General features: G+C 70.9%; 1 protein-coding gene. It reads left to right on the plus strand.

Annotation, left to right across the window (positions count from 1 at the left end; all coding sequences use genetic code 11):
- Positions 1–2089, plus strand: a 2089-nt coding sequence (locus CRP51_RS27955) for a type I polyketide synthase (protein WP_141514716.1), incomplete at both ends; no start/stop codon positions are given.

Here is a 2089-nt window from a genome sequence, read left to right on the forward strand (position 1 = left end):
GGGCAGGGGAACTACGCGGCGGCCAACCAGTTCCTGACCGGTCTGGCGCATCTTCGTGCGGCGGAGGGTCTGCCCGCCCAGTCGTTGGCGTGGGGCCTCTGGGACGAGGACCACGGCATGATCCAGCAGCTCAGCAAGTCCGATGTGCAGCGCGTCAACCGCTGGGGGATCATTCCGCTGACCGCGGACGAGGGCCTAGCCCTGCTTGATGCCGCCGCGCGCACCACCGAGCCCAGCCTGCTGACCGCCCACGTGGACGCGGCAGCACTCAGGGCCCGGGCCGAGGGCGTTCCGCACATCCTGCGGGGCCTGGTCCGCGTTCCGGCCCGCCGTGTCGCGAGCAGCGCACCCACGACCGACGCCCCCGCGCTGGCGGCCCAGCTGGCGGCGGCTCCCGAGAGCGAGCGCGCCACCATCGTGCTGGATCTGGTCCGTTCGCACGTCGCCGCCGTTCTCGGCCACGACTCTCCGCACGCGATCGAGAGCGAGGGCGCCTTCCGCGAGATGGGCTTCGACTCGCTCGCCGCCGTCGAACTGCGGAACCGTCTCCAGACCGCGACCGGTCTGAGGGTCCCGGCCACCGTCGTCTTCGACTACCCGCGCCCGCGCGTCCTGGCCGACTTCCTGCTCACCGAGGCGCTGGGCAGCGAGGTGACCGTCGCGGCACCGACGCTCCCCGTCGCCCGGGGCGACGGGGATGACGACCCGATCGCCATCATCGGCATCGCCTGCCGGTACCCGGGCGGGGTCGCCAGCCCTGAGGACCTGTGGCGCCTCGTCTCAGACGGTGTGGACGCCATCACCCCCAACCCCCCGAAGGACCGGGGCTGGAACCTGGACCGGATCTACGACCCGGAGCTGTCGCGCCCGGAGACCACCTACGTCCTGGAAGGCGGTTTCCTCTACGACGCGGCGGAGTTCGACCCGGTGTTCTTCGGGATCGCGCCTCGCGAGGCGTACTCCCTTGACCCTCAGTTCCGCCAGTTGCTTGAGGTGTCCTGGGAGGCGCTGGAGCGTTCCGGTATCAACCCCGACACGTTGAAGGGCAGCCAGACCGGTGTCTACGCCGGTCTCATGCACCACGACTACGTGACCAGCGCCATCCAGGGCAGCGTCATCTCGGGCCGCGTCTCCTACACGCTGGGCCTGGAGGGGCCGTCCGCCGTGGTCGACACGGCGTGCTCGTCCTCGCTGGTCGGCCTGCACCTGGCCACCCAGGCACTGCGGGGCGGCGAGTGCTCGCTGGCCCTGGCCGGCGGCGTGTCGGTCATGGCGACCCCGGACATGTTCACCGAGTTCAGCCGTCAGGGCGCCCTGTCCAGGGACGGCCGGTGCAAGGCGTTCTCCGGGGCGGCCAACGGCACCAGCTGGGGCGAGGGCGTTGGTGTGCTGGTGCTGGAGCGGCTGTCGGAGGCGCGGCGCAACGGGCACGAGGTGCTCGCGGTGATCCGTGGTTCGGCGGTCAACCAGGACGGCGCGTCCAACGGCTTCACCTCGCCGAACGGCCCGTCGCAGCAGCGTGTCATCCGCGCCGCGCTGGCCAGCGCCGGTCTGGCTCCCGCCGACATCGACATGGTGGAGGGCCACGGTACGGGAACGGCGCTGGGTGACCCGATCGAGGCGCAGGCTCTGCTCGCGACCTATGGTCAGGACCGGCCGGAGAACGGTGAGCCGCTGTGGCTGGGTTCGCTGAAGTCGAACATCGGTCACGCGCAGGCGTCTGCCGGCGTCGGCAGCATCATCAAGATGGTGATGGCGATGCGTCACGGCGTGATGCCGAAGACGCTGCATGTGGACGAGCCGTCGCCGCACGTGGACTGGTCGGCGGGAGCCGTCGAGCTGTTGGCCGAGGCGCGGGAGTGGGAGCGTAACGGCCGTCCGCGTCGGGCTGGTATCTCCTCGTTCGGGCTCAGTGGCACCAACGCGCATGTGATTGTGGAGGAGGCGCCTGAGGTTGAGGCGCCGGCCGAGACCGGGGCCGGGGCAGGCTCTGGGTTGGTGGCGGTGCCGTGGGTGGTGTCGGCGAAGTCGGTTGAGGCGTTGCGGGCGCAGGCGGGGCGGTTGGTGTCGTTTGTGCGTGAGCGTCCGG

Source organism: Streptomyces zhaozhouensis (assembly GCF_900230195.1).
GTDB classification, from domain to species: Bacteria; Actinomycetota; Actinomycetes; order Streptomycetales; family Streptomycetaceae; genus Streptomyces; species Streptomyces zhaozhouensis.